Source organism: Bradyrhizobium sp. LCT2 (genome assembly GCF_009931255.1).
In the GTDB taxonomy this organism is placed as follows: domain Bacteria; phylum Pseudomonadota; class Alphaproteobacteria; order Rhizobiales; family Xanthobacteraceae; genus Bradyrhizobium; species Bradyrhizobium diazoefficiens.
In genome coordinates this window covers 2,185,140-2,208,800 of the sequence record NZ_CP034432.1, presented here as the reverse complement: position 1 = coordinate 2,208,800, position 23,661 = coordinate 2,185,140, and the positions used below count along the sequence as shown (strand labels likewise).

Annotated in this window: 18 protein-coding genes and 2 pseudogenes; 9 read left to right on the top strand and 11 right to left on the bottom strand. The window is 57.7% G+C overall.

What is annotated here, in order from left to right; all coding sequences use genetic code 11:
* Positions 1-125: 125 nt before the first annotated feature.
* The 3 genes from EI171_RS11040 to EI171_RS11030 all read left to right on the top strand — a co-directional run bounded on the left by EI171_RS11040 (position 126) and on the right by EI171_RS11030 (position 3,686).
* Positions 126-1,055, top strand: a complete 930-nt coding sequence (locus EI171_RS11040; RefSeq protein ID WP_161533344.1) for a dihydrodipicolinate synthase family protein — start codon at positions 126-128, stop codon at positions 1,053-1,055.
* Between the two features lie 93 nt (positions 1,056-1,148).
* Positions 1,149-2,597, top strand: coding sequence for an aldehyde dehydrogenase family protein (locus tag EI171_RS11035; RefSeq protein WP_161533343.1), 1,449 nt, complete (start codon positions 1,149-1,151; stop codon positions 2,595-2,597).
* Positions 2,598-2,678: 81 nt separating this feature from the next.
* Positions 2,679-3,686 carry a LacI family DNA-binding transcriptional regulator gene (locus EI171_RS11030; protein ID WP_161533342.1) on the top strand — a complete coding sequence of 336 codons (1,008 nt, stop codon included), beginning with the start codon at positions 2,679-2,681 and terminating at the stop codon, positions 3,684-3,686.
* 336 nt (positions 3,687-4,022) lie between these two features.
* Here the strand turns inward: EI171_RS11030 and EI171_RS11025 are convergent, their stop codons facing one another.
* The 5 genes from EI171_RS11025 to EI171_RS11005 all read right to left on the bottom strand — a co-directional run bounded on the left by EI171_RS11025 (position 4,023) and on the right by EI171_RS11005 (position 10,001).
* Positions 4,023-4,670, bottom strand: a complete 648-nt coding sequence (locus EI171_RS11025; protein WP_161533341.1) for a hypothetical protein — start codon at positions 4,668-4,670, stop codon at positions 4,023-4,025.
* Positions 4,667-5,284, bottom strand: a complete 618-nt coding sequence (locus EI171_RS11020) for a cytochrome c (RefSeq protein ID WP_161533340.1) — start codon at positions 5,282-5,284, stop codon at positions 4,667-4,669. Before EI171_RS11020 ends, EI171_RS11025 begins: the two co-directional genes overlap by 4 nt.
* Before the next feature lie 65 nt (positions 5,285-5,349).
* Positions 5,350-7,137: a PQQ-dependent dehydrogenase, methanol/ethanol family gene (locus EI171_RS11015; protein ID WP_161533339.1), complete on the bottom strand. Its 1,788-nt coding sequence runs from the start codon at positions 7,135-7,137 to the stop codon at positions 5,350-5,352.
* A gap of 87 nt (positions 7,138-7,224) precedes the next feature.
* Positions 7,225-9,546 (bottom strand): molybdopterin cofactor-binding domain-containing protein, encoded by a 2,322-nt coding sequence (locus tag EI171_RS11010; RefSeq protein ID WP_161533338.1) that lies wholly within the window; start codon positions 9,544-9,546, stop codon positions 7,225-7,227.
* Between the two features lie 2 nt (positions 9,547-9,548).
* A complete protein-coding gene (locus tag EI171_RS11005) occupies positions 9,549-10,001 on the bottom strand; it encodes a (2Fe-2S)-binding protein (protein WP_161533337.1) in 453 nt (150 codons plus the stop codon).
* 738 nt (positions 10,002-10,739) lie between these two features.
* Here EI171_RS11005 and EI171_RS45500 point away from each other — a divergent pair.
* Positions 10,740-11,024 carry a transposase DNA-binding-containing protein gene (locus EI171_RS45500; RefSeq protein ID WP_246740493.1) on the top strand — a complete coding sequence of 95 codons (285 nt, stop codon included), beginning with the start codon at positions 10,740-10,742 and terminating at the stop codon, positions 11,022-11,024.
* Between the two features lie 487 nt (positions 11,025-11,511).
* On the top strand, positions 11,512-11,763 hold the full coding sequence (locus tag EI171_RS44655; protein ID WP_202633127.1) for a hypothetical protein: 252 nt from the start codon (positions 11,512-11,514) through the stop codon (positions 11,761-11,763).
* Between the two features lie 204 nt (positions 11,764-11,967).
* Here the strand turns inward: EI171_RS44655 and EI171_RS10995 are convergent, their stop codons facing one another.
* Positions 11,968-12,372 carry an FkbM family methyltransferase gene (locus EI171_RS10995; protein WP_161533336.1) on the bottom strand — a complete coding sequence of 135 codons (405 nt, stop codon included), beginning with the start codon at positions 12,370-12,372 and terminating at the stop codon, positions 11,968-11,970.
* Between the two features lie 1,230 nt (positions 12,373-13,602).
* Here EI171_RS10995 and EI171_RS10990 point away from each other — a divergent pair.
* Together EI171_RS10990 and EI171_RS10985 are read left to right on the top strand one after the other, a co-directional pair.
* Entirely contained in the window at positions 13,603-13,941 is a 339-nt protein-coding gene (locus tag EI171_RS10990; protein ID WP_161533335.1) for a hypothetical protein, read from the top strand.
* A 366-nt stretch (positions 13,942-14,307) separates the two neighbouring features.
* Positions 14,308-15,037, top strand: a pseudogene (locus EI171_RS10985) (IS5 family transposase).
* A 5-nt stretch (positions 15,038-15,042) separates the two neighbouring features.
* Here EI171_RS10985 and EI171_RS10980 read toward each other — a convergent pair.
* The 3 genes from EI171_RS10980 to EI171_RS10970 are packed head-to-tail and all read right to left on the bottom strand — an operon-like array spanning position 15,043 to position 18,218.
* Positions 15,043-15,948 (bottom strand): NAD(P)-dependent oxidoreductase, encoded by a 906-nt coding sequence (locus tag EI171_RS10980; RefSeq protein ID WP_371740503.1) that lies wholly within the window; start codon positions 15,946-15,948, stop codon positions 15,043-15,045.
* Positions 15,945-16,631 carry an HAD family hydrolase gene (locus tag EI171_RS10975; RefSeq protein ID WP_161533333.1) on the bottom strand — a complete coding sequence of 229 codons (687 nt, stop codon included), beginning with the start codon at positions 16,629-16,631 and terminating at the stop codon, positions 15,945-15,947. The genes EI171_RS10980 and EI171_RS10975 overlap by 4 nt, the downstream gene beginning before the upstream one ends.
* A 9-nt stretch (positions 16,632-16,640) precedes the next feature.
* Complete coding sequence (locus EI171_RS10970; protein ID WP_246740492.1) at positions 16,641-18,218, bottom strand: hypothetical protein; 1,578 nt, start codon at positions 18,216-18,218, stop codon at positions 16,641-16,643.
* 489 nt (positions 18,219-18,707) lie between these two features.
* Between EI171_RS10970 and EI171_RS10965 the strand changes: the two genes are divergently transcribed.
* Positions 18,708-19,925: an IS110 family transposase gene (locus EI171_RS10965; RefSeq protein ID WP_202633190.1), complete on the top strand. Its 1,218-nt coding sequence runs from the start codon at positions 18,708-18,710 to the stop codon at positions 19,923-19,925.
* Between the two features lie 180 nt (positions 19,926-20,105).
* Complete coding sequence (locus EI171_RS10960; protein ID WP_161533331.1) at positions 20,106-20,306, top strand: hypothetical protein; 201 nt, start codon at positions 20,106-20,108, stop codon at positions 20,304-20,306.
* Between the two features lie 1,033 nt (positions 20,307-21,339).
* Here the strand turns inward: EI171_RS10960 and EI171_RS10950 are convergent.
* Together EI171_RS10950 and traG are read right to left on the bottom strand one after the other, a co-directional pair.
* A complete protein-coding gene (locus tag EI171_RS10950; RefSeq protein WP_161533330.1) occupies positions 21,340-21,804 on the bottom strand; it encodes a CopG family transcriptional regulator in 465 nt (154 codons plus the stop codon).
* A 6-nt stretch (positions 21,805-21,810) separates the two neighbouring features.
* Positions 21,811-23,410 (bottom strand): annotated as a pseudogene (traG, locus tag EI171_RS10945) (IncP-type conjugal transfer protein TraG); the annotation flags it as partial.
* Positions 23,411-23,661: the final 251 nt, after the last annotated feature.

Here is a 23,661-nt window from a genome sequence, read left to right as displayed (position 1 = left end):
GCGGCGAAGGCCAGGGTCAGTTCTCCGGACATTGTTCGAGGCGAGCGACATTCGCGATCCCGATCGATGCACCACACCAGTCGCACTTCGATGCCCCTCATTCCCTTGGAGAAAGATTCTAGCTCATGCAAGTTCAGACAAGCCGGCCCTATGGTGGCCTGTTTCCCGTCGCGCCAACGCCATTCACGGACTCTGGAGATCTCGATCTCGAGGGGCAACGGCGTATTTTGGATTGCATGATCGATCAGAAGGTCGACGGTATTTGTATACTTGCCAACTATTCCGAGCAGTTCCTGTTATCCGACGAGGAGCGCAGACTGCTGGTTGACCTCTGCCTGTCACATGTCGCCGGCCGCAAGCCGGTCATGGTGACTTGCAGTCATTTCAGCACTCGGATTGCGGTGGAACGCGCACGCTATGCCGCCGAACGAGGCGCAAGCCTCCTGATGCTAATGCCGCCTTATCACGGTGCGGGTCTCAAGGCGGACGAAGATCATATGATTGAGCATTTCGCTCGTGTCGCCGATGCGGCTGGAGTTCCGATAATGGTTCAGGACGCACCACTCAGCGGAGTGACGCTCTCGGTACCCTTTCTCGTTCGGCTCGCACAGGAGGTGCCGCTTATTGATTATTTCAAGATCGAAGTCCCATTTGCCGCAGCGAAGCTGCGCAATCTGATCGAAGCGGGCAATGCTGCCATAGCCGGTCCGTTCGATGGAGAGGAAGCCATCACCATGATGGCAGATCTGCAGGCTGGAGCGACCGGGACGATGTCGAGCGCGCTATGTCCGGATTTGTTACGGCCGGTTTTCGATCATCATATGGCGGGTCGCAGCACGGAAGCGGCCGCTGCCTATGCAAAGGTGCTACCCTTGATCAATTACGAGAACCGTCAATGTGGCCTGCGCGCGGCCAAGACCGTGATGAGGGAGGGCAACGTCATCAGATCTGACGCTGTGCGGCATCCGCTGGAGCAACTTCATCCCCACACGAAAGCCGGGCTGATTGAGCTGGCGCGCGGGGTCAACCCGTTGGCGCTCCGCTGGGGCCACTGAATGGTTCTGCCTGAAGTGAGTTAGTCGGCGAGTTGACGTGCGAGGCCGAAAGCGCATGCACCTACAAAATTCAATCAACTTCAGAGTTTATCGATGACAAACAACTATATCGCAGGCGAATGGCTTCCGGCTGCGGAAGCGAGGCCAAATATCAACCCGTCCAACACCGATGATGTCGTGGGCGACTTTGCCCACGCCTCGGTTGCAGAGACCGAACGCGCGATTGCCGCGGCTCACCACGTATTTCCGGCCTGGTCGCGTTCCAGTATCCAGGCGAGGCATGACATGCTCAAGGCGATTGGTGACGAGATCCACGCTCGCAAGGACGAGCTCGGCCGCCTGCTCTCCCGCGAGGAGGGCAAGACCTTGGCAGAAGGGATCGGCGAGGTCGCGCGTGCCGGGCAGATCTTTCAATTCTTCGCTGGCGAGTGCCTCCGCATGACGGGCGAAACGCTGCCGTCAGTCCGGCCGTCTGTCGGTGTGGAGATCACTCGCGAGCCGGTCGGCGTCATCGGCCTCATTACGCCCTGGAATTTCCCGATTGCAATTCCAGCCTGGAAGATTGCGCCAGCACTTGCCTACGGCAACACCGTTGTGTTCAAGCCCGCCGAGCTCGTCCCGGGTTCGGCCCATGCGCTCGCCGAGATCATCGTCCGCGCCGGAGTGCCGGCTGGTGTATTCAACCTCGTGATGGGCCGGGGCTCGGTGGTTGGTGAGGCGATGCTGAACAGCTCCAAGGTTTCTGCCATTTCCTTTACGGGCTCAGTGCCGACGGGGCGCAAGATCGCCCAGGCCTGCGTCACCACTGAACCGATGAAGAAGCTTCAACTCGAGATGGGGGGCAAGAACCCCATGGTCGTCCTTGATGATGCCGATCTGACGCTGGCAGTGGAATGCGCAGTGAACAGTGCCTTCTTCTCCACCGGCCAGCGCTGCACGGCTTCGTCGCGGCTGATTGTGACAGATGGGATTCACGATCGCTTCGTAGCGGCCCTGCAGGAGCGGATGCAGGGGCTTATCATTGATGACGCCGTGAAAGCCGGGACGCATATTGGCCCGGTCGTCGACCAGAGCCAACTCGAGCAGGACCTGAAGTATATCAGCATAGGCCAGGCGGAAGGCGCAAAGCTGGTTGCCGGGGGCGAGCTCCTGAAGCGCGAAACGCCCGGATTCTATCTCGCGCCCGCACTGCTCACGCAAGTGAGCAATCAGATGCGTGTCGCGCGCGAGGAGATTTTCGGGCCGGTTGCCACCGTGATCCGGGCAAAGGACTACGACGAGGCGCTTGAACTGGCCAACGACACGCCGTTCGGCCTGTCTTCGGGGATCTGCACCACCAGCCTAAAATACGCCAGCCACTTCAAACGCAACGCAGAGGCCGGCATGGTGATGGTGAATCTGCCGACGGCCGGCGTGGATTACCACGTGCCATTCGGGGGCCGCAAAGGCTCCAGCTATGGTTCGCGCGAGCAGGGCCGCTACGCGCAAGAGTTTTATACGACGGTGAAGACGTCCTACACTTTTGACGGCAACGTTCCTTAAATGCACAGGCCAAATCGAGAGAGTAAGAGGCCACAGACTCCCGTGCCGTGTTGATCGAAGTCACGCCGAAGGAGCACGCATTTGAGTGGTCCGACGATCAGAGACATTGCGCGTGAGGCGAATGTCGGTACCGCTACCGTCGAGCGGGTTCTCAATGACCGTGGCGGCGTGAGGACCGAGCTTGCCGAAAGAGTCATCAGGGCCGCAAAGAAGCTAAAATATGGCGATCGGCGATTGAGGCCCCATAGCGGCATCATTCGGATTGAGGTGCTCCTCGTTCAACCCGAAGCCGAGTTTTTTTATGCGGACCTCAACGCTACTTTCCAGCGGATATCTGCCTCCCTGGATCCGGCCATTTTAGTGCACCGGACATTCGTTAGCGAGGACGACGTCACGGGCGTCGCCCGGCATATTGCGAAACCAACTGTTCGGCGAGCTGGTCTGATTGTTCTGGCTCCAGACCATCCTGAAATTACCGAGAGCATTCGCCAAGCCCGGATGTCGGGTGTGGAAGTCGTACAGTTGCTGACGGGAAGCGCCGACGAGGATGTGCCCTATATCGGCATTGACAACTACGCGGCGGGACGGACCGCCGCGTATTATATGTCAAGCATGCTCCGTGGAATTCGTGGCACCGTCCTCGCCATGTGCCACAGCGGGGCCTACAGGGCGCATCGGGAGCGCATACGGGGCTTCTCGGACTATCTGATGCAGCACACTGATGGCGATCGGAATTTCTATGTCGTCATTTTTGGCCATGACGACAATCTGCTTTCGGCAGAGAGGCTCTCTGAAGCGTTGCGCAACGGCGATCGCGTTATCGGACTGTATAGCGTGGGTGCCGGCAGGGAGGGGATTGCGGCGGCTTTGAACGCACATCCTGCCAAGGTCTTCTGGATCGGGCACGCGCTTACTCAGAACACGGCAAAGTGTCTTCGCTCGGGATTGATGGACATCTGCATCGACGGCGCGCCTGAAACGCAGGCACGCCGCTCGCTGGATACAGTGCTTCACCGTCTAGGGCTAATTAACGTCGACTTGAGCAGTGCCCCGGTGCAGTTTCTCACCATTACAGCGCAGAATCTCTAACAGATTCTGATAGATGCAACGCTACCATTCCTCGCAAACGGCCTGTGGTTGGTATCACCAGGCGAGGAGCAGGCTGACGCCTCGCCCACCATGGCCCTGGAGGTTAAAAAAGAAGCCGCTGCTGGACCTCTCCAACAGCGGCTTAAGTCCAGGGAGGTAAGCAGACGAGCCCGGTCTGCCAGCGGATCCGAGGCGATCTGGCACGATAAGCGCCAGCGCGTCGGCCAGACGCGCGTAGCCGCTATCGACCGGCTCATTGGCCGTGCTGACGAATTAGACTAGTAATCCCGCTCGACCCTTCACAACGACACGTCGTTGTCGGATGGGCAATACCGGTCAGCGGTCGGTCGTCTGTTCAATGATGAGGTGCGTCGCATTGACAAAGTCCGAAACGGGCTGGCCGGCGCGCCGGTAGAGTTCCCGGTCCAAAATCAAGTGACGGCGCTCTGAGCGCTTCTCGCACCGCTCCTTGATGAGTAGACCGCCCACCGGATTTTCATCCTCACGAGACTCCAGCTCTCGGCAGATCCAACCCGCCTCGCCGTACCGAGCTCTCACCGAAAGTGCCAAGAGATACGCCTTCTTATGCCAAAAGAGACGTGCGCTCGGATCCGTGTCGATCCGAATACCTCGCAACGCGCCGCTGCTGTCTACGAGACCCTTCAGCAACACAGGATGGCCGCCGAGCTTCGTACCTTCATACTTGTCGTTCACAGCCGCCAGCGGATTGACTTCGTCATTGAAACGAAAGGATATACCGTACAAGCCCATTTCATCCGCCGGGCATGCCGAAAAGTCGTTCCAAGAAGACAGCTTGACGCTCTCTTTCGCGGCGCAAGCGAGGTTGATGTACTCCTTGGGCGGAATATTAGCGACTGACATCCCAAGACTCAGGTTGCGTAAGTCGATCGCATCGCGCGCGCTCGCATTGCCCCAAGCGAGGAGTAGTAGCGCCAGAGCCCAGGCCAATCGTCGATGTGTCATTGCTTCGCTTCCGTTCCCGTTGCTTGCGAGCCAGTCGAACCGTTCTTGTAGACTTCGCAGGCTCTCGAGCTGTCTCCGAAGAAGCCAATGCAGTCTTGATAGCTTATCGGTCCCTTCCCTTTGATGTGCTCCAGAACATAATCAACGACCTTCTCGATTTCTTTCGGCCGGAGAAATGTAGCTGCATCCGGAGGCAGGTCCTTGCTCAAATCCTGAGCCGTGATCCCCGAATAGCATGCGTAGTCCTTGTACGCGTCGCGATCAAAATGCGGCATTCCCGTTCCCGGGCGCCCGCAATGGACAACCTCGACAATTTGATCGCGACTGAGTTGCGTACCTCGTAACGAAAGCGCTGCGCCTCCATAGCCGCCGCCCCCATCGCCATGCCATTTGTGGCAGCCTACGCAATTTGCCTTTTCGTAGATGCGTTGCCCTTCATCCTGGGCGTGGTGCGCGCCGTTAATGACCTGCCCCGGTACGGGCGTGCCACCTTCGCCCCAAGCAGAGTCTCCTGTCACGAGAAGAGCCAAGCCACCACCCACGAACAAGCCGATTATACCAACGCGTAGCGCGCGGTTTACCCATTGGGTCAGGCGGACGACCTTCAATTCCATTCTTCCCTCTTGGACTCTAGAAAAATGGGGCAAGCACAATCCTGCCCCCTTCGCCTCACAGCGGATCACAACCCAAAAACGTACAGCATGGAGCCCGGAGGGACCTTTTCCAGGCCTTTCGTGGAATCGAGGTTCCACTTGTCCCAGGCGCCGCCCAGTCCGACGAGGATCGCAATATATTGCTTTCCGTCGACGGAGAAGGTCATGGGAGGAGCGTTAACGCCGCCACCCGTATTGAATTCCCACACCTTGTTCAATGTCTTGGCATCGAGGGCGTAGAGTTCTCCGGATGGGTGGCCAGCGAACACCAATTCGGGCGTTGCAAGCAACCCGCCGAGCATCGGATACTTGGTCTCATACTTGCCCGTGACCTTGCCAGTGATAGTGTCAATGGCGGTTACACTTCCTGTTATCGGCATCTTCACGACTGGACCGCCTCCCGTGAAAAATTCACGAGCCTTCCAATCGCCAGGTTTGGTCTCCTTGTTATCCAACTCGTCACAGCTCTCGATGACCGGGATGTACCAGGTCTTCAAGTCTGGATTGTACGCAGTAGGCGGCCAGTTCTTGCCACCGTTATGTCCCGGACAAACGGTGACATGCGTGTTCTTCCGATTCAGCGTCACCTGCGGATCATAGGTTTGCACCGACTTGCTTGGATCATACTCGATCGGTTTTCCGGTCTCGGGGTTGATGCCCTTGGTCCAGGTCACCTTCTTCACGAACGGCGTTGCCCAAAGGAACGAGCCGTCGGTGCGATCGAGCGCGTAACCGAAGCCGTTGCGATCGGCTTCAAGTACCACCTTGCGTGCCTTTCCCTTGATCGGGAGGTCGACGAGAACTCTTTCCGCAACACTGTCATAATCAAATGGATCATTCGGTGTGTGCTGAAAATGCCATTTGATCTTTCCAGTGTCCGGATCGAGTGCAAGGGTACTATCGGTGTATAGGTTGTCGCCCTGACGGTATTCAGTATCAAAGTCAGGCCCAGGATTTCCGACCCCCCAGTAGAGCAAGTTGGCTTGGGGATCATACGATCCGGTCACCCAGGTGGATCCCCCACCGGTCTTCCACGACTCGTGATCATCCTTCCAAGTCTCGTTGCCTGGTTCCCCCTTGCCTGGAATCGTATAGGTTCGCCAAGCCTCCTTTTGCGACTTCAGGTCAGTCGCAGCAATCCAGCCGCGGATGCCGTACTCGGCACCCGCCACGCCCGTAATAGCCATGTTCTTGACGATCAACGGCGCGCCGGTGATCACTTCGCCCTTGTCGGGATCGGCTACCTTGCGCTCCCAAGCGACTTTGCCATCCTCCTTATTCGTCGCAACCAATCGTCCATCGAGGGTATGAGAAATTACAAAATTGCCCCATAGTGCAGCGCCTCGATTGTTAACCCCGCAACACGCAATGGCGCCGGCCCAGTCGTGATCGGTCTTCGGATCCATTTTCCAGACGAGAGTTCCGTTCCCGCCGTGAAGATCGATTTTGTAGAGAGATCCCCACCCATCGGTGACATACATGAATCCATTCTCGACGATCGGAGTCCCCTCGAGACCGCCATGGCTCCAAATACCGCCACCTTCGATACCGCCCAGCGCCATTGTCCAGGCCACATGCAGCCCCTTGACCGTGTTGCGATTGATCTGGTTGAGCGGCGAATAACGCTGTGCCGTGTGATCGCGGTGGTGATGCAGCCAGTTGCTCGTTTCCTGCGTGGCATTGAGAAGCCGCTTTTCCGTCGTTTCATCGGAAGCAGCCACCGCACTCCCGAGGGCGCCTGCCACTAGACCAATACCCACGATCGTGCTGACGGTCTCCCAAGCTCCAACTCTTGTCCTGCTTACCTTGGACATTCCTTCACTCCTCTAGGGCTGATTGTTTTGTTGTTTCTGTTCGAGCTCAATCGCGGCTCAGCGCGATCGAGTTTGACGTCTGGTCGCCTAGACGCGGATCTGATCGCCCGCTGGAAGCGAACGAATACGTTTGCCTGTCGCGGCGAAGATCGCATTGCAGAGCGCCGGCAGAAAAGGCGGTACTCCTGGCTCTCCAACACCGCCCGCAGGAACGTCTGAACCATTCGAAACGATGTGAACACGCACATTTATCGGCGCATTGTCGATGCGGGCCACTGGGTAGTTATCAAAATTACCCTGCTCGGCTCTGCCGTTCTTGAACGAAATCTCCCCGATGAAATTGCTAAGCCCCATGACCGCCGCCCCCTCAATCTGGGACCGAATCCGCTCGGGGTTGACGGCAAAGCCGCAGTCGATCGCGGTCTCCACGCGCGGGATGATCAGCTTTCCTTGGCTATCCACGCGCACTTCGACTACTGTCGCCACGTACGAGAGGAAGCTCCGGTGTGCTGCAATTCCGAGCCCGCTTCCCTTGGGGAGAGATCTTCCCCAGCTCGCACGCGAAGCCGCCAAATTGACCACGTTCGCAAGACGCCCGGTATCGACTGGGTAGGTTGAATATGGATCGCCGTAATTCCAAAGCGGATCCGTCAGCCCAAGTTTCTCAAGCTCAAGCTTTCGTGGCGGCCCGATGATTTCGAGCAGGAAGTCTTTGGGATCCTTCCCCAAGGCTTGAGCTATCTCTCCTATAAAAGATTGTACAGCAAACGCATGAGGTATGTTGTTAACCGATCGGAACCATCCAATTCGCGTCAGCGCCGCCGCTTCACCCGTCTCGACGCGCACATTGCGAATGTCCAAGGCGACATCTGCAAGCCCCAAGCCCAGTTCAATAGCTTGCTCGCGTTTCGGATCGGGCTTGAAATTCGCAAACAGGGTCGGCGCGACAGAGCGATGCCGCCATGCAGTCACTTTTCCCGACGAGTCGATCCCCGCGTCCAACCGCGAATAGGTGACCGTATGATAGAAGCCATGATGGAGGTCATCCTCTCGCGTCCAGGCGAGCTTGACAGGCGCGCCATCAAGTGCCTTCGAGAGTAGTACGGCTTCCTGCGCGAAGTCCGATTGACACTTTCGTCCAAAGCCGCCGCCTAGAAGAGTAACGTTCACCTTGACCTTATCAATCGGCAACTCGAGTAGCTTGGCGAATGCTTCGCGCGCGCCGAACGGATATTGCAGCGGAGCCCAAACCTCGCATTCGCCATTGCGAATGGTCGCGGTCGCAACGAGCGGCTCCATCGATGCTTGAGCGAGGTGCGGAACATAATATTCGGCCGATACAACCTTAGACGCGCCAGCGAAGGCCTTGTCGAAATCTCCCTGCGTCCGCTCCACCCGACCCGGGTTGCTTGCGGCTTTCGCCATCTGCTGTCGATAAGCCACGGAATCGTAAGTACCGTTCTCTCCGTCCTCCCAGTCGACCTTCAGGGCTTCTCGGCCCTTTATGGCCGCCCAAGTATTCGTCGCCACCACTGCGATCCCTCCAAGCGGTGAGAATGCGGCAGGCGGCGCCCAACCAACTCTGAGTTCCATAACCTTTTCGACGCCAGGAACTTTGAGGGCGTCCGTAGCGTCGAAGGATTTTATCTTCCCGCCGACGACCGGAGGACGAGCGACCACCGCGTATCTCATGCCAGGCAATCGTACATCGTAGCCGTACTGCGCCTTGCCCACGGTGATATCGAACAAGTCGAAGATCGGGACGTTGCCGTGGCCCATATACCGAAAAGCATTGTCGGGCTTGAACTTCAGGGATTCTGGCTGCGGGGTGGGCAGATCCATCGCAGCCTTCGCGAGTTCACCGTAGGCCAGCCTGCGGCCGGTCGGCCGATGTACCACTTCGTGGTTCGCAGCTTGAACTTCTGACAAAGGAACCGCCCACTGTTTGGCCGCCGCTTGCTCCAGCATCTGGCGCATCGCCGCGCCAACTTGTCTCATCGGCTGTAAGAAGTGACGCATGCTGCGAGAGCCATCAGTGTCTTGATTGCCGTAGCGTGGCTCATCGGCGAGCGCCTGGACTATGCGAACCTTTGACCAATCGGCCTCCAGTTCGTCTGCCACCACCATCGGAAGAGAGGTGCGAATTCCCGTCCCCATCTCGGAACGATGGGCTATGATCGAAACAATGCCCGCAGAGTCAATCGATACGAACACATGCGGATCGTTGACGGTCCCATGTGGCATCTGCGCGCCACCAGTTTCGTACGCCACGGCACGGGCCAACCCGGAAATCTCGGCAGCCACAGCAAACGCCGCAACAACTGCCGTCGAGCGAATGAATTTACGGCGGCTAACGTTTTCGAGTCTCACGCCGGGTTTGGACGAGCATGAGAATGCCTGTACGTTCATTGCTAGCTCCCCTTCGACGCCGTGCGGACCGCAGATTGGATCCGTTGGTAACAGCCGCAGCGACAAATATTCCCCGCCATCGCATCTCTGATCTGCTGATCCGAGGGGCTGTTGATCTCGGCAAGGAGAGCCGCGGCCTGCATGATCTGTCCGGCTTGGCAATAGCCGCACTGCGGAACACGCTCCTCGCGCCATGCGCGCTGAACGGGATGATTGCCGTCTACGTCCAAACCTTCGATCGTGGTGACAGGTTTCGCAACGTCACCTATGGCCGTAATGCACGAGCGCACTGCATTGCCGCCAACATGCACGGTGCACGCTCCACATTGGGCAATTCCACACCCGTATTTGGTGCCCGTCAGGCCGATCACATCACGAAGCACCCATAATAGTGGGGTATCTTGCGGCACATCGACAGTGTAGAATTTCCCATTTACGGTAACCTCAATAGTCATCTCCGACGTCCTCCAGATGTTCAGCGTCGCGATTTGCAAGCCAAGCGATCAACTATTGCGGGCAGCAGAACATCCGGCAAAGCCCGCATTCCAGGACGCCCGGCCTTGCGGCCGTCGGCAGTAATCCATCAAGTTTGTTAGGAGCGAGGCCGCGCCTTTGGGAGCCCCCGCACGGGAATGTCGCGCTGTTGTCTCCTCCCCTCTTATGTCGCCAATCGATGTACGATCGACGAAGAATTGGCTTATTAGCTTTAAATGTTACCGATGCTGGAGAGTCCCCCTTTTTGTTGATCAAAATCCATCAAATACCGAAGGCAGGCATTTGATCAGCTGATCATCGGACGCATTTGCGGGGCGAACGTCGGCTGCAACCATCGAGCGAATTCCCAACAACCGCGGTGAGGTGAGGAGCAAGCGTTTAGAGGGGCGCAATGGCTCCAGAGAAATTAAAATTGGCGACCGGCACTCAAGCGTCGCAGCTAGCTTCGTTCGTATCCAGATTTACTCGTTCCAGCACACTTCCATTTTGCCAAGGTTGGTCCGCGCCGCCCCTTCAGGGGAAGTTGGCGCGCTTTCGTCTTTACTCTATGGGCTGACATTAAGGGATCGATCGGCAAAAGGTTGCTTACGGTCCTTGGACGGTGAATGTTGGATTGATCGAGAGAGTAGTGGATGCGAGTTTAGGGACGCGCGGCTCGGGGACAGATTCCGCACACTGCTCAGCAGATTGGAAGCGCCATGGGACAAAGCATTCCGCTCGTCTGCCAGGATTGGGCGAATACCAAGGCAGCCTACCGCTTCTTCTCTAATGTCGGGGTCAGCGAAGCGGACATTCTGGCCGGCCATTTCGAATCGACACGTGATCGTTCCGCCGCCACTGAAGGTCTCGTTGTTGTGCTGCACGATACAACCGAGTTCAGCTATCAAAGCGAGAAGTCAGAAGCGGTCGGCATCACCAAGAGCTCAACTGTGGACGGGATAAGGCGGGTCGCCTCACATCGCACACTGTTTGCGGCATCCTGAGGCATTCGAGCCTCGCGGTTACAATCGAGGGGATGCCGCTGGGTTGGCGGCTGTTAAGTTCTGGACCCGGAAGAAATTCAAGGGGACGGCAGCGCTTAAAAAGAAGATTAATCCCACCCGGATTTCGATCGAGAAAAAGGAAAGCGTCCGGTGGTTGGAAAGTCTGAAGCAGTCTACGAACTGTTGGATCATCCGGGACGATGCATCCATATTGGTGATCGCGAGAGTGACATTTACGAGCTTTTCTGCGCAGCATCGGAGATCGGAACTCACTTCCTGATCAGGACCTGCGTCGAAAGTTTGGCTGGGCTGGGGATCACACGATTGCGGACGAAATGGACGGGGAGGGCTCCACCGCATCGAAGCAGAGACAGCAACGGCGATCCCGACCAGGACGTTCTTGACATCACGTATCGCATGATTCGCATCCTGCCACCGATGGGAAAGCAGAAGCGCTACATTGCGAAGCTGGAATGGTATGGTTTGAGTGAAGATCGAGGTATTCCACAAGATCCTCAAATCGGGCTGCAAAGCTGAGGAGTCGAAGCTCAGGACCGCCCAGCGTCTGACCAATCTGATCTCGCTCTTTTACATCCTGAGTTGGCGGGTCTTCTGGATGACGATGCTCAACCGTTCCGCCCCAGACGCGCCGCCAACCCTCGCGTTGACCGCGACTGAAATCGACGTGCTCGATCGCCTCGTCAACGACAGGCCCCATCGCCGCCGCCAAGCTCGATGATATGGATCCGGCAGGCTTGGTTTGCTTACAGGATCACCCTGCCAAGCGCCTTGACGAACTACTGCCCTGGACGCGTCAGTCCAAAAGCGTCTCCCACGCTGCTTAGGCGCGGCTAAAGTGGCCTAGCCCCGAGGGGCCGTTGCGGGATGCGTACCTCCAATGGCAGGGTTCGGTTTGATGACAGGAGTTGATTTGCTGATTGCATTAGGTCAATCGCTCGAAGATGACGTTTATGTCTGTGATTGCAGCAAGACGGTACGCTCTGCTCTCCATCAGATTTATGATCCGAGCCCTGTTGCCCTCGTGAAAATGCTCACTTGGCTCGCATTGGATCACAGCAGGTTTGATGTGCTCGTAGTCAATTGCCTTAACAAGATCATAATCTAGTCCTTCACAATCGATCGACAAGAAGTCGATTTTGTCTGCATAAGGCATCAATAGCTCGTTTATACCGACAGCGCTCACCTCGATATGCTCTCGGATACCGCCTACGCCGTCGAAGTCTCCGAAGCTTTTAATATGTGCTTCATCCAATGAAGACAACTCATGGGCATTTCCGATGAAGAGCGTCGCACGCGCTTGCGGAGCAGGCAAGACAACGGACGCCACAAGAATGTCTCTAGGACGGACTGCCTGGATGAGTGCTCCCAGTTCAGGTTAGGTTCGACTAAAACACCTTGCGCTCCCTTTTGATACATAAGGTAGGTATTCGAGGTGGAGATGGGATGATTGGCGCCGATCTCGATATAGAACACACTCTCCCAAGATCTTTGGCTCTTGCAAAGTTTTGCGGCCACAATTCCTTCCAGAATAACGTCTTCTCCGGCTTGTGCGAAGCTAGCCGGGGCGAAGTGCTTGATCCGAGAGTTGGGAAGGTTCAGCCTCTCGACTTCTCGGTTTATGCACTCGTTTTCAAACTCGGAAAACATTCTTGGGCTCCAATGTAGGGTATTGCAAATGGCTGTCGCATGATGGTCTCCCGAGGACAACTGATGATGTTGACAGTTGACAACTCTTCACGGAGTTGCCTGTGGTTCGCGACAAACCTCTTGCGCCTGAGTCGCAGTCCAAAAGGACCACGCTGAGGTTCGTCATTGACACTCCAGTTAGCTAGCTAGGCGCGTACTCATCAATTTCGGTCAGGTCCATTTTGGTCGCAAAACTGACATGGCTGCTGCGCGATACCGAAATGACGCGATGGGTCAACAACGCAAGTTTTGCGGGAAGCATGGCTCTCCATCGAGCTTAGCCAACCTGCAACTCTTCCGAAGCTGAAGGGCCTCGTGGTATCAGAGTTGCCCGGCTTCGCAACGAAGGCGTCACTGCGTGTGCCGGCCTATATGTCTGCGCGTCAAAGAAGGGCAGCTGATGAGGTTTCTGGCTCTGTCCCTAGTCCTTTCTCGCGTCACAAGATGTTGCGTGCGAAGAGGACACGGTCTTTAAGGTCGGTCCTACGACGCGTGATTTTAATCGCTGAGTCTTACGATTGGCGCGGCGCCAAGACACATGCTCTCCGCGCGACGATCTGGTATCCGGCCGAAGCGGACGCGCGCGAGGGACCGCAATGGATCGGGGCGCGCATCGTCTCGTTGTTCAGCGCCGGCAACGCAGCGCGCGATGCGGAGCCGGCACCGGGACCACGGCGTCCGCTCATCGTCCTGTCCCACGGTAACAGCGGCGCATCGTTCCAACTCGCTTGGCTCGGCACGGAACTCTCAGGGCGCGGTATATCGTCGTCGCACGTAATCATCCAGGCAATAACGCGCTCGATGATTACACGGTCGAGGCACTTCGTTGTGGTGGCTGCGAGCTGTGGATCTTAGCGCTATCATCGATGCAATGCTCGTCGATAAAATCTTTGGCAGCCTGAACGATCCCGCGCGCATCGGTGCCGCCGGTAATTCGCTCGGGAGCTACACCGTCCTCGCGGTCGCCGATGGGATCAGTGATCCGGAACTGCTGCAGGTGCTCTACCGCTCTCCTGCGTCCGACGTGTCGTGCAGACCGCCGCCGCCCGCTGCCGTCATGCGCTGCGAGACCGTAGCGCGTCTGAGCGCCGATCCCGATTTCCACCAACGGTACAGCGAGGCCGGCAAGTCCTATCGTGACGAACGCATCCGCGCAGTCTTCGCCATGGCGCCCGGGGCCAGGGCCGGTCTTCGCACCGGACAGCCTTGAGAAAATCTCACTTCCCGTGACGAACGTAGCTGGAAGCGCGGACGACATCATCCCGACAGCCGCCGCTGCTTAAGCTTTAGCTAGGGTGATCCCACATGCGACCCTGAAGATATTTCCGAAGGCCGGCCACTTCATATTTCTGTGCACGTGCGTCCCGGCCGGACGCTTATTCGTTCGAGACACATGCCGCGACCGGATGGCACCGACCGTGAGGCAGTTCATGCCGAGACCATCAAACTTGCGGTCGGGTTCTTCACCACAATCTACGCTGAACGAACTCGTTGTAGGTGAGTTTCGACCGGCGAATCTACCTGCGCGTCCTGGAGGGGCGCATGTGATTCAAACTCCACACTGGGGGCTCGAATCTTGCGCTACGAACTCGCCAACGATAAATGGTCCATCATCAGCCGATGCTGCCCAACAAGCCGCGGGGCGTTCCTCAGGTAAACGACCGTCGTGTGTGCGATCAGGAGCACCCTGGCGTGATCTGCCTGAGCGATTTGGTCCATACACCACTTGCTACAACAGATTCGTCCGGTGGCGACGGGCCGTGTCTGGGGCCGTATCATAGACGCGCTTGCCGCTGCCATGATGCCGCCGTCCAGCTGGTCGACACCCCATTGTCCGCGCGCATCAGCATTGAGCTTGCATCACAAGGAAACGGCGCCAGTCGATGGGAACGTGAGCAAGATTCGTGCGTTGGTCGATAGCAATGGCCTGCCGGTACGATTGGCGTTGAGCCTCGACGAGGCACACGACGTTCGACTTGCAGGAAAACTGCTGTCTCGTCTGAAATCCGGGTCGAATGCTGCTTGCCGACCGTGGCTATGACACCGACTGAATCAGAGAGCGCGCTACGAAGAAGGACCCCTGGGCCAACATCCCACGGACAGCAATCGGCGCGATACGATATGCTTCAGCCCGTATCTCTACCGCGCTCGCTCGGGTCGAGCAGTTCTTCCATAGGATCAAACAATGTCGTCGCTTCGCGACGCGCGACGACAGACTTGCCGCCAACTACCTTGCCTTTGTTCAACTCGCGTCAACAAGGCTATGGCTGCGCCTTAATAGGGTCCGTGTCCTAGCACTGCACTGACTTTTTCACGAGGATGACAGATGAGGTAGGGTGAGCCCGCCTTCGCCCCCATCAACTGCGTGAGCAAGTTTGTGCGCAGCAGCAGCCAAGACCGGTACCGGAACTGCGCTCGCCGCTGCAAGGCGCACAGCGTACTCAATATCCTTAGCGGAATTCGCGATTGAGATAGCCAGAACATCTGGGCTCTCACCCACCAAAAATCCGACGAAAGCTTGGAATATTCCATTGTTGGTAGAGCCGCGACTAACCAAAGAGCGAAGAGTTACGAGATCCACGTCAACGCCGCGCGCAAGTTGGCAAACCTCCGCAGCTACCGCCGCTATACCCATGGTCATACCGTTGTAGACGAGCTTGAGCTTGTGACCTTGTCCGACATCCCCGACGTGAAGAACCGTCTCACAAAAATCAGCAAGAATACGTCTAACCAGCGGAAAAAGCTTTTCACTCGATCCAACGACGGCATTGAGAAGGCCTAGCTCTGCCTGTTCGGGGCTCCGCGTTACTGGAGCATCCACGAAGCTAAGACCGCGTTCTTGAGCCTGTTCAGCTAACGCCACTGTCGAAGCAGGATAGGACGTCGAACAGTCAATTATCAAACTTCCTCGCGGCATATGGACGAACAGGCCATTCTGACCAAGGCATACCGCCTCAACCTCGAGGCTGGAAGGCAAGGATAAAACGACCACACTTACATGCCGAGCCAGGTTAGAGATCGTAGGATGTTCATGGGCGCCTGCACCAGTCAAACGATCTGCCCCGAAGCGATTTTTGTTGGCCTTAATATGCAGCTCGGTTTGGTGACGTAACAGGCTGATGCCTATACCGGTTCCCATGCGTCCCGCTCCGATAAGGCCTATTCTCTGCTCCCCCCTTTTAGGAGCGAGGCTGCTTGATGTTTTCGCCCTAGTCATAGTTTATGCATTCCGAAAAAGCCGTGCCTTTGCAAGATTGGTAGCAGCTCATGATGGTTGTTAATCGTGTAGTCAGGATCCGCAGCCCGCAGCCGTGACTCCGAAACGAATCCACCAGTGATCGATATGCTTATGAGCCCGAGATTGCGCCCAATTTCCGTTTCGACCGGCATATCGCCGATGATAAATGTTGACGCCGGCTGCAGGTTATTTTTCTGCATATGTAAGCGAAGCCGCTCCCCTTTACTCATCGATTTGTATTGGCTGGTGCGCGTTTCAAATGCGAGCACATCGTCGATGTAATCGTTGATTCCAAGTCGTTTCAATTGGAAGCGCAAAGGTTCGACGATATGGTTGCTCACGATGATGGACAATGCCCCCTCTTGGCGCGCCAGCTCCAACACCCTGCGCGCGCCTTCGCGTAGATCGGCTTTACTCGCAAGTCGTTCGTAGGCGTCATGGAACATCGCACTCCCGTCGCGATCAATCGTCGCAATCTCGTCTTCCGACATCCCGAGACTGTGATAAAGACGAGCCAGTGGCACGTCGCAATGTTCCTGAAGGGTTTTCATGTCGATCGGTGCACGACCAAAGCGATCTAGTATGGCATTGGTCGTTTGGAGCAGTGCGTGTGCATCATCAAGCAGTGTTCCATTCCAGTCGAAAACGAGAACGGGTTTCATGATCTTACCTCAAGCATGGATCGATTTCGAACAGGGAAGATCGGCCTTAAATTTGCTCAAATTTCTATCCGCGCGCTCCTGCCCCGCAGGAGTTGGCATTTCGAATGTAAAGGGCGACAAATCGAAGCTGCCACGCCTGCACGGCAGCAACGATATTAGAAGTGAAAGCGGCAGATAAGTTATCGTGGCCGCGTTGATAGATGCAGCAATATTAGCTTCTATGATTTTGAGAACTTTCGGCTCCATCTTGTGAAAGCGAAGACTTTGCGCGCGCTGTTCTGGCGGCAATCGCTTCCATATCCGCCAGAATGCCAACTCATCTAGTGTGTCGATACCCATGCCGTAGTAATTCGGTGCCACTATAGGTGGCGAACCAATTACCCAATGTACGGCTTTGGCCCCAGCCGCAAGCAGCATATTCGTGACAGTGCGACTGGTATCGCCACGAATTATGGCCTCGTCGACAATGATTATTGTGGCTTCGGCAAGGCTCGTTTCCGACAGCCGGTACTTCTGAACAATGCGCGATTTTCGCTCGCTGGATGCACCAATGAGAGTTCGCTGAAAGGATTGCGTTGCGACCACTTCTCGACGCTGGGCGAGAACACCGCGTTTAGTGAGCGACGCAAACAGGCCATCAGCATACGGCCCCCCAGTATGCGGCATGGAGGAAACGATTGGGACCATGGAACGTAGTTCTCCTTGCAATCGCTGCGCAACAAGGCCACCAAGGGCAACTCCGATATTGTAACGGGTTTCGAAGTGTGATTGGCCTTCGATCGCTGTGTTCGGATTTCCTACGTAAAGAGCTTCGTAGGCGCAGAGTTTGGCTTTGTATTGTCCTTTGCTCACCGCGCGATCAACGCAGCACGCCAATTTGCCGTCCACATATCTGATGTGCCCCGGTAAGATTGGCTGTGTCTTACCCTTCAGATTTGCAAAGGCATAATTTTCCGAAGCAAACAGTAAGAACCCGTCATCTGTTTGCATAGTTTCCAATGGCCGCAAACCACATCGACTACGATACGCAATTAGATTTCCTTCTCCGTCCAGGAAAAGCGCGCTAATAGCGCCATCAATTCGGCCATCAATATCGCGAAAGATGTCTTCGTAATTGACCGGCAGACCGTGCCGCCAATAGTCTCTTTCACAAGAGTGTCCGACCCAGTTGAGCAGAAGCTCTGCGTCTGTGTCGCCGGCCAACCTATAGCCTCGGGCAAGCAATTCTGCCCTCAGTTCATGGCCATTGACCAACGCTCCATCTAGCGAAATTGCCAAGTTGCGGCTGGTGCCCGAACTATGGTGAATTGGATGATCGCCGATTCCACCGCATCGACTACCGATATGGGCGATTGCAACATGCGGCCTAAAATTCGGATGTTGTGTATCGGCCTCAATGCGCATTGAGCCGCATGGGGACTTAAGCGCTCTGGCATATCGGACACCTTCCTTGTGCATGAAAGCAGCGATGCCGATCCCCGCCTGACCACGTAACGCAAGTCGCGGAACCATGTGCTTGATCCGATCATAGACAGTCGACCTTGAATTTTTTGGAGACCATAGAAACGCTGCCGCAACACCGGACATGTTGGCTCCTTTTGTCAAAGAACCTATGTCCCGGGTCCATCACAACGAATCTAGTTATGTAGTTATTCGTCAGGGACGTGGTTCCATCTCTCCTCGAGCAAGCACCGTACCAACCGATAGACGGCTCGGCTCGCGGGGTCATAGCGACAGAATTGGAGCATTTAGGCAGCTGGACGAGATTCGCGTATGGATCCCCGACAGGTTGTCGCAAGTCTGACACGTTAGTAACCGGTATGAGATGTCTCGGTGCCAACGTTCCCGCTGCGGTGTTCTACATCGTGGCGTATGGTGCGACCATCGGGACAGAGGCACCGGGAGCACGAAGTGCGGGCAGGCCGATGTTATTCGATGAGCCGAGAGCTCGAGTTAGTAGCTGGCCGCCTCTGCGACTCGCCCGGTTGCGCTGGGAGCGCGAATCCGTAGTTGTCGTGTCGCCCGCAGCTCCCGTCATATGTCTGGCAGGAGGTGCGAATGCGACGGGTGATTGGCATCGACGTCCACCGAACTTTCGGCGAGGTGGTGTTTTGGGAGGACGGCAGGCTCCGACATGCGGGCCGCATCGATATGACGCGGACTGCGCTGGAGGGATTTGGCAAGACCCTGCTGGCCAGTGATGAGGTGGTAGTCGAAGCGACTGCCAACAGCATGGCGGTGTCGCGGGTTCTGGCGCCGTTCGTGGCACGGGTGATTATCGCCAATCCGCTGCAGGTGAAGGCGATCGCCCAGGCTCACGTTAAGACCGACAAGATCGATGCCGGCACGCTCGCCAGTCTGCAGGCGGCCGGGTACCTGCCGCAGATCTGGACGCCTGACGCGCAGACCGAATGCAAGCGTCGGCTGGTGGCGCGGCGCTACCAGGTCGTGCGGCATCGCACGCGGCTCAAGAACGAGGTGCATTCGATCCTGCACGCGCACCTAATCCCGAAGTGCCCGCATGCCGATCTTTTCAACGCCCGCGGCCGGGCGTGGTTGGCCGCCCAACAGCTGCCGGACGATGAGCGCGCGGCCATCGATCGGCACGTCCGTGAGCTTGACCGGCTGGCGGAAGACCTGGCTCTGCTCGACCGCGAGATCGCGCAGGTCGCAATCGATGATCCCGCGGCCAACAGATTGATGACCATCACCGGCGTGAACCTGGCGGTTGCCGCCGGCATCGTGGCGGCGATCGGCGACATAAGCCGGTTCAACAGCCCGCAGAAGCTGGTGAGCTATTTCGGGCTGAACCCGCGGGTGCGGCAGTCGGGACTGGGAGCCGCCCATCACGGTCGCATCAGCAAGATCGGCCGCAGTCACGCGCGCGCCATGCTGGTCGAGGCGGCCTGGGCCGCGGCCAAGGCGCCCGGTCCACTGCATGCTTTTTTCGTGCGGATCCGCGCCCGGCGTGGCCATCAGGTCGCCGCGGTGGCCGTGGCTCGCAAGCTCACGGTGCTCTGCTGGCATTTGCTGACGAAGGGCGAGGATTACCTGTGGGCGCGCCCGGCGCTGGTCGCCAACAAGACCCGCGCGATGCAACTTCAAGCTGGACATCCGCAACAGAAGGGCAGCCGGCGCGGACCAGCCTATGCCTACAACATCAGGGCGCTGCGCGACCGTGAGATGTTGATTGCCGCCAAGGCGGAGCGAAGCTACGAACGATTGGTGTCGCAATGGAAACCGCGGCGGCCAAACCCCGGCGCGCGGGCGCCTCAGCTCGGCAGGACAAAATAGGCAGTCCGGTAACGCTTGCAGCCGACGCGTCACGCTTCGCCACGAGGTCGCCCGCGCCCGACAACCATAACCGCTGACGGCAAGTGCCAGCCAGGAATGCAGTCCCGTTCCACGCCAGCATGCCGCCGTGCTCGGGCCGGTCAAGGCCAAGCCGTGCGGTGGCCGCAAATGCGGCCAGCCTTGACCGACCCTGCGCGCGGCGGCTGCGAAATCGGTGGCCGGGACGGAAGAATGGCCCGCGGCGCGGCCGAACCAAAGAATGGACGCGATGCCCGCAATCGTCATCGCGGCGCGGTCATAAAAAATCGCTTGTCCATCTCAGAAAACGTGCCATCCTTAAACGATTGTCTCTTGCCTCATATTGATCTGCTGAAATCGTGAGCGCGCCGTGGGCAGCGCTACGATAGATCGCATCTCCACGCCGCGCGCCATCGATCATGCCAGCTTCGCTGTTCGTGCCCGACAGCAGGTCATCTTATCTTTCCGTTCGGCGTCAATGCTCGCGACTGCGAACCAATCATACAATTTCCATTGCTCTCCATCGACAACGGAGAACATCGCTTGCCTTGTCAGGTTTTAGGGGTGGATGGCACGAGAGTCAGTTGAGTTGGCTGGCGATTTGAGCACCTATTCATCAGAAATGTTGGGGTGTGATCAAGTCATCGGCATACCGCAACCAAGGCGGCTTGTGGGCATCCGCTAAGCAAATTCCGCTTCGATGTCGCTTTCCAGTACCTCAGCACGCCAAAGTGGCGGCAAATTATCAAGGCGGAAGAACCCCACGTCGCTCGTCTCACCGCCTGACGCGGGTTCACGGCAGTCGATGCGATCGCAAAGAAAGAACATCTTTTTGAAATCGCGGACATTTGCCGAATAGGCACCGCTGGCCTTGTATGGAACGGCGTAAGACGCGGTGCGGTAACTCGCAAGCCAGCTTCTTCGAACATCTCTTTCTCGATACTCTGCACAGCGGATCGTTCGACGTAGGCGAGGCGGTCTGGGAGAGGGTCCAGCCGCCATAGCTTCGCGCACGCGCAAGTAAGATCGCGTCATCCTTAATGATTACTCTCCGCACGTCGACCCTGGGTGTGGCGTAACCGCGAGCGAAGTCAGAAACGAAGCCCTCAATCTCTCGATGGTAACATGACCGAGCGTCGTCAGCATCTCATTGACATGGTGATGACTTGGTCGAAGCGCTCCTGATCGTCTGGGTCCGTAAAAAAATGCAGGTCAGTCGAAGCAATCGCCTGGAGACGTTTGCATAAGCATGCCACTGCGGTTCCGTTTCAGGCCTCTGCTGAATGCCTATCGATGCGAAGGCCGTGCGATTAGAGCATGATATCGATCAGTACGGGCAAGAGCTGAACAATCCGCGAGCGAATGGATTAGAGCATAGCTGGCGCGGCTTGAATTCTTAATTGCCGTCTGACTCTGCTCGTTCATGACGAGCAGAGGACTGAATGCCATCCACGTCATCCGGGATCTCCTGTCGCAGCTTCGGTCCGTGGCTGAGCCGGCGGCCGAGCGCTGCAACTAAATTGTCATAGCGCGCTCCGGCCTGTGCCCGCGCGGCCTTGGCGGCGGGTTCGGGGAGGGGCGGTGTCGTCATGAGCCAGAACTGGATGAACAGAGCGATTGTCTCGACCGAAATCCCAACATCCCGCTCAAGGCGCGCGATGCGACGATCAATTTGATCGAGGCGCTTAGCGATGGCGGCTTCCCGCCGTTCATCGGCGTCCGGCGACAGGAAGGACGCAATGGCAGCTTCGGCGATGAGCGACAGCGACTGCTCCCGGCGAGCGGCATAGGCCGACAGCGCCTTCATGACGTCTGGATCGAGATAGACCGACATCTGAGCCTTCTTCTTTGTTCCGGTCATGCCGCCTCACAGTCCGAGATCGTCGCCGGGATCGAGCGAGGCCTGACGCGCCACGCCCCGCATCATGTCGTTCATGCGCCTGATCCGCGGGGCATCGAACTCGTCGGCGACGTCAGACGCGAACTCGTTGTCGAGCGGTTCCTTCTTTTCGACGATGTCTTGATCCAGTTCCGGATGCCGCCGCCGATCCGCGGTCTTGGGGTCTTCGTCTTCTGTCTGGTCCTCGGTCGGCGCCTGCGACGCCGACGGGCGCGGCGGCAGCGGCCGCGAGCTCCAGTCGTCCAGCCTCCCGTCGTTTGCCTTGGTCATCCTCGGCGGTTCCACGATGCGCTCCTGGAAGCGCGCGTCCTCATAATAGCGCGCCTTCTTAGCCCTTATCGGATGGAGGCCCGACATCATGACGATCTCATCCGATGGTGCCAGCTGCATCATCTCGCCGGACGGTCAGCAGCGGGCGGGCCTTCTCCGACCGCGACACCATCAGGTGACCCAGCCAGGGCGCGAGCCGGCTGCCGGCATAGTTCTTCATCGCTTTCATCTCGGTCCCGGTGCCGAGAGCGTCGTTTACCCTCTTCGCGGTTCGTTCGTCGTTGGTCGCGACGCTGACCCGGACATGGCAGTTGTCGAGGATCGAGTTGTTAGGCCCATAGGCTTTCTCGATCTGGTTCAGCGACTGAGCGATCAGGAAGCTCTTGATGCCGTAACCGGCCATGAAGGCCAGCGCGGGACTTGAAGAAGTCGAGCCGCCCGCGCGCCGGGAATTCGTCGAGCATCAGGAAGAGCCGGCGCCGTCCGGCCTTGGCCTGCGGATCCTAGGTCAAGCGGCGGCCGATCTGGTTGAGGATCAAGCGGATCAGCGGCTTGGTGCGGTTGATGTCGGATGGCGGCACGACGAGGTAGAGCGTGGTCGGCCGGTCCCGCCGACGATGTGGGTGATCCGCCAGTCGCAGCACCGTGTCGCTTCAGCCACCACCGGATCCCGGTAAAGACCCAGGAACGACATGGCGGTGCTCAGGACGCCGGAGCGTTCGTTGCCGGACTTGTTCAGCAGCTCGCGGGCAGCGGAAGCGACCACAGGATGGACACCGGCCTCACCGAGACCCAGTCCGCATCATCGCGGCGAGCGTCGTCTCGATCGGTCGCTTCGGATCGGACAGGAAGGCTGCGACGCCCGCGAGGGTCTTGTCTTGCTCGGCATAGAGGACGTGGAGAATCGCGCCAACCAGGAGGGTGTGGCTGGTCTTCTCCCAATGGTTCCGCTTCTCCAGGCTGCCCTCCGGGTCCACCAGGATGTTGGCGATGTTCTGGACGTCGCGTACCTCCCGCCGCGGCGGACCTCCAACAATGGGTTGTACGCCGGCGACTTCGCGTTGGTCGGATCGAACAGAAGCACGCGGCCGTGCTGGCTGCGGAAGCCGGCGGTGAGCTGCCAGTTCTCGCCCTTGATGTCGTGGACGATCGCAGAGTCGGGCCAGGTCAGCAGCGAAGGGATGACGAGACCGACGCCCTTTCCGCTCCGGGTCGGCGCGAAACACAGCACGTGCTCCGGTCCATCATGGCGGAGGTAGGTGCGCTCGAACCGGCCGTGCACGACGCCGTCGGGCCCAGTATCCGCGTCACTGATCGCGGGCATCGGACTGCCCGTCGCTCAGTCAGCCACGACGGTACATGGGGGGCGAAACAGCCCGAGCGTGAGTTTGAGGCCGCTGTCACCAAACCCTGGCGGGTCAAGGTCGCGTGCGGGCGGATGCGGATCGTCGCGCCATTTCGTCGAGAGCTAGCTCAATTTCAAATCGGCCATAATCTAATATAACTAGCTGATTTATAAGCATCTTTCGGCCATAAAGCAGCCCTTTT

What these genes read in the sequence shown, in the direction of transcription:
- EI171_RS10975 (WP_161533333.1), bottom strand. Translation starts at nt 16,631, where the DNA reads ATGAAACCCGTTCTCGTTTTCGACTGGAATGGAACACTGCTTGATGAT.
- EI171_RS11025 (WP_161533341.1), bottom strand. Translation starts at nt 4,670, where the DNA reads ATGACACATCGACGATTGGCCTGGGCTCTGGCGCTACTACTCCTCGCT.
- EI171_RS10990 (WP_161533335.1), top strand. Translation starts at nt 13,603, where the DNA reads ATGCTCGTCGATAAAATCTTTGGCAGCCTGAACGATCCCGCGCGCATC.
- EI171_RS11035 (WP_161533343.1), top strand. Translation starts at nt 1,149, where the DNA reads ATGACAAACAACTATATCGCAGGCGAATGGCTTCCGGCTGCGGAAGCG.
- EI171_RS10970 (WP_246740492.1), bottom strand. Translation starts at nt 18,218, where the DNA reads ATGTCCGGTGTTGCGGCAGCGTTTCTATGGTCTCCAAAAAATTCAAGG.
- EI171_RS10980 (WP_371740503.1), bottom strand. Translation starts at nt 15,948, where the DNA reads ATGACTAGGGCGAAAACATCAAGCAGCCTCGCTCCTAAAAGGGGGGAG.
- EI171_RS11010 (WP_161533338.1), bottom strand. Translation starts at nt 9,546, where the DNA reads ATGAACGTACAGGCATTCTCATGCTCGTCCAAACCCGGCGTGAGACTC.
- EI171_RS10950 (WP_161533330.1), bottom strand. Translation starts at nt 21,804, where the DNA reads ATGACCGGAACAAAGAAGAAGGCTCAGATGTCGGTCTATCTCGATCCA.
- EI171_RS45500 (WP_246740493.1), top strand. Translation starts at nt 10,740, where the DNA reads ATGGGACAAAGCATTCCGCTCGTCTGCCAGGATTGGGCGAATACCAAG.
- EI171_RS11015 (WP_161533339.1), bottom strand. Translation starts at nt 7,137, where the DNA reads ATGTCCAAGGTAAGCAGGACAAGAGTTGGAGCTTGGGAGACCGTCAGC.
- EI171_RS11005 (WP_161533337.1), bottom strand. Translation starts at nt 10,001, where the DNA reads ATGACTATTGAGGTTACCGTAAATGGGAAATTCTACACTGTCGATGTG.
- EI171_RS11020 (WP_161533340.1), bottom strand. Translation starts at nt 5,284, where the DNA reads ATGGAATTGAAGGTCGTCCGCCTGACCCAATGGGTAAACCGCGCGCTA.
- EI171_RS11040 (WP_161533344.1), top strand. Translation starts at nt 126, where the DNA reads ATGCAAGTTCAGACAAGCCGGCCCTATGGTGGCCTGTTTCCCGTCGCG.